At 29.6% G+C, this 4,161-nt stretch carries 3 protein-coding genes; 2 read left to right on the plus strand and 1 reads right to left on the minus strand.

The features are described 5' to 3' along the window. Nucleotides 1-858: RHS repeat domain-containing protein (locus tag B2217_RS11430; RefSeq protein ID WP_291122614.1), on the plus strand; the 858-nt coding region annotated here is incomplete at its 5' end. Beyond that, on the plus strand, nt 858-1,079 hold the full coding sequence (locus tag B2217_RS11435) for a hypothetical protein (RefSeq protein WP_180905167.1): 222 nt from the start codon (nt 858-860) through the stop codon (nt 1,077-1,079). The genes B2217_RS11430 and B2217_RS11435, both read left to right, overlap by 1 nt. 76 nt (nt 1,080-1,155) lie before the next feature. Here B2217_RS11435 and B2217_RS11440 read toward each other — a convergent pair whose 3' ends face one another. Continuing rightward, nucleotides 1,156-1,320: a type II toxin-antitoxin system RelE/ParE family toxin gene (locus B2217_RS11440; protein WP_180905166.1), complete on the minus strand. Its 165-nt coding sequence runs from the start codon at nt 1,318-1,320 to the stop codon at nt 1,156-1,158. Nucleotides 1,321-4,161 lie beyond the last annotated feature (2,841 nt).

The following is a 4,161-nucleotide window of genomic DNA, read 5'->3' on the forward strand; positions in this document are numbered from 1 at the left end:
TACAACGGCAAAGAGTTACAGGATGAATTAAACCTAAATCTGTACGACTACGGTGCACGAAACTATGACCCTGCAATTGGTAGATGGTTTAACATTGACCCGCTCGCGGAGAAATTCATTAATACAACTCCTTACAATTATGTTCTAAATAATCCTGTCAATATGATTGATCCTGACGGAATGGAGGCTCAAGATATATGGGGTAGAAACCGTTATAATGAAATGGGAATGTATATTCCTCCTCATGAAAGGGGTTCAAAAGATGGGAATGATAATGGTTATGAAAGAGATGGAAATGGAGGCTATAAAAAAGTTAATAATTTAGGTGGCGATGATAAAGATTATCTTTTTGAAAATGGAAAATTAGTAGATTCTAAAGATGTTACCGAAAGTGCTCATGAAAGAACTTTAAGAACATATGGAATTAAAGGGCCTTCTTCCTTAAATTTAATAGAAACTGATGTAATTGGTCCTGCGATAGCTTTAAGAGGTTTAGCGATTGGAAGTTTTAAACTTTTAAATGGAGGTTGGTCATTATTAAAATCAGCTGTCTTTGCGAAAAATTTAGTTAAAATTGCTCAAATAGAGGATGATGTAATGATTTTTACTGCTAAAATAGGAAATGAGACAGTAGAAGGAGTTACTAATTTCATTGTAAAAGAAAATCAATTACATTTAAATCAGTTACATCTTCAAGGTTCTTCTGGAGGGCAAATTGGTCGTCAAAATTTATGGAAAATGGCAAAAGATTTAGGAAAACAATTTAAAGTAGAAGAAGTTATTATACAAGGAGGTAAAAGAACTACAGGTAAATATAAAGGTCAAATACCTTCACCTATTAAAATACCAGTTAATTAATGGAAATATTATTAGAAAGTTGGAATGAGGGATTCCAAAAAGTATGTTTAACAAAATTGCAAATGGATTTATTAAAATTATCTTTAAAAGAATCAAAAAATAATGTTGATAATCTATTAGATGGGAAAAAAGTTATTATAAGAATTAATGACATTGAATTAGGTAATCTTTTTATTAAAGAAATTAATAAAATTGGTGTCAATGCTGTAGTACTTGAATAAGATACTCTTCCAATCGTATTATTTTAAATAAAATAATACACAATAAAGAAAAAGGCAAACGTTTGTTTGCCTTTTGTTATTTTATCAGTTTTAGTAAATCTTTTATTTCTTTATCGGAGATAGAATTTTGCTCGCTTTTATCGTAAAGAGAAAGTAGATAAACTGTTTCGTTTTCAATAAAAAGATGCGTTATTACTCTTGCTCCACCGCTTTTACCTTTTCCTTTCGATTTTATTGTCAAACGTTTGTTTGCCTTTTATTATTTTACAAAATTCTCTCAAATTATATCATTTAACGTAAAAATATTACATCTAAATAAAGCCGTGTTTTAACCTATCTTCTTCGATAATCCTTCGACCGTTGTTCGACTGTTGTTCGACAAAACAACCTTTTTCTCGAACCATTGTCGAAGGACACTCGAACAAACCCCGAAGAAATAGGCTATTTTGTTATTATAAAATATAGACGACAAAATAAGAGGTATACCTTGTTGTGTAAAGTGTTTTTGGAATGTGAAATAATTTGAATTATTGTTCAATAGATAGTAAGATTTACTCCTACTTTATAGCATTATTATTTCTCATACGTTAATAATGGAATGTAAAAAGAGTTTTATCTACTAAAATAAAATTAAAAACTGCAAGACAATTGGCAGAAGTTAAATAAATAAAGGCTCCAAGTTGGAGCCTTTATTATATATTAACCATTTTGAAAAACTCGTATAACTTGATTTCCCTAGATGTACATATTTTTTCAAGTGTAGTGATAGGAATATTATACTCAATATAATCTTTATCTTGAGATGCTTTTTTAATCTTTCTAACAATACTTTCTTCTATATTATGCTCATCAGCAAACTTTCTTTGTGAATCAGAATTTATTATCCAATTATAATATATGTATTTACATATACGTCTGTTTACGTTATCCATTGTAACAATAATAAGAGTAGTATGTAAAAATATTGCGGTCGATAGTGCGCAATTAAAAATATATTATTATATTTGTTATCAGATAGTTAAAAAATAAAGTAATTGTACTTTAATCTCGCTTTTGAAAACTGGTAATTTTTGTAGCAACGAGAAAATAAGTAAATTTGCTCACGACCTAGGCGTGGGCTCTCTTATTGTTGCAAGGTATACCAGTACCTCAAAAGCTTTAAGATGAGTTCATGCCTTTTTTGTTTTGGTCGTTTCTTCCATAACAATAGCATTGGACTTCATACGTTACACTTGGTTTAATTCCTCTACAAATCAAGTAAAATACTCTCTCTAAAAATATGTGTTTCTTATAATAGAAATACACAGACGGTTATTAGATTCTATTAGAATTGTAAGATGTATATAGTAGGTGTTAGATATTAGTATTGAGATTTTAGAATTGTAAGATGTTTTTAAGTATTAAGTAAAATGTAAAAAGTATTATGTATTCAGATTAAGGATGAGGTTTTGAGATAAGTTCAGAATGACAACGAAATGAGGTTCTGAACATAATTACGATAATAAGAAAATGATTATTTGTTCATTTTTTATTCATGAGTTATTATTATTTCAAATGAATTTATATGCCCTACGGGGAACCTTGATGAAAAAACATTTGAGATTAAGAATTTGAAATTAAAAGGAGAAGCTCCAGTGGAGCTTAGGTAAAAATTGTTACAAGTTGATTAATAATTATATGTTCATTTTTACCTTGACGCAAAAACGAACCAAAAAAATCAAGACTGAGATTTTCGACGTTCAATTCCCATCTCACGCACTAAAAAGATTAAATGATTCGCATACGCTCACTAATCCTTTTTACGCTTGTTTCAATGAATTGCAGCTCGTCTGCAAACCGTATGTCAACTCTAAAATTCGTTATTAAAAGTGGATTTGAGTATTGAAAAGGATAAAAAATGGCATTAAAACTCTCACGTTAAGAAAATGGTTAAATGGAGCGTTAAAAAGATTTTAGCCCGTAGGGTTTGTAAAATCTTTAGTGGAGTGAAGACATTTTTAGTAGAGAGGTTTACAGCCAAGTCTTTTTTCGTTAGTTTTTTTGACGAAAAAAAGTGACATTAAAGAAAAGGAATACCTAAGCCATGCTATGGCTTCTCCTTTTAATTTCAAATGTTTTTTGGATGAGCAAAAAATGAAAATAAAGAACAAATTTGAAATAAAAAAACAAAAAACCCCTTTTCCCAAAACAAAGTTGGCGCGATGTACTGGAAAGGATGGCTTTTAAAACTAATGTTGAATTTAAAAACTATGTAAAATTATGAGAAAATTTTACTTCAAATTCAGTAGGCAATCTTATGTTATGCTACTGGGACTATTTTGTGCTATACCTTTATATGCACAAATAAAAACCATGACTGACATGGTAAAAGAAATTCGAATCTTAGTGATGGATATACTACTAGTAGGAAGGAGAAATAGTGAACAAAATTATTAAGCAATAAAGACTCACATTTAATTCCCCGAAGACAACTTATAAGAGAGTGAATGATCTTCATAAAAGTAGTGTTAATTTTTATTTCATTTATTAATGTAATTTTTAAAACTGTCTAAGGGGAATTGTGGGTTTATGCCTGGTTTCATAATGACAAAATCCGTTGTCAAAATCGAATTAGAATTTTAATTAGAAAACCACGTAAAACGTTAAGTGTACAAGGTAAAACTTGATAAAAAACATTGTGGTTAGATAAATTAAGTGTTAAAAAGAGTTAAAATCCTGTATCGTTGTATATCGAAAAAGACACTTTTCTGTATCGGTTGTGTATCCGCGCTGTATCCATTCTGTATCCATTGTATATGCGTTCCGTATGGTTTGTTCGGTGTTCGTGTATCGGTGTTTAGTTTGTAAAAAGTACTATGTATTAAGTAAAAAGTACAGATTAGATGTTAGATATGAGAATTGAGATTTTATAATTGTAAGATGTCTTATGTATTTGAGGATGAGGCTCTGTGACGAACTAAGAATAACAACGAATTCGAATATTGAAAAAGGATTATAAAAATGTCATATGATTTGGAGGCGAGTGTCAAAAAGTTGAAGTCATGGTTAAAATGTTTTACTGTTTGCGTAGCAAATGATTTAA

The organism is Empedobacter sp. UBA7620 (assembly GCF_002484185.1).
Lineage (GTDB): Bacteria > Bacteroidota > Bacteroidia > Flavobacteriales > Weeksellaceae > Empedobacter > Empedobacter falsenii_C.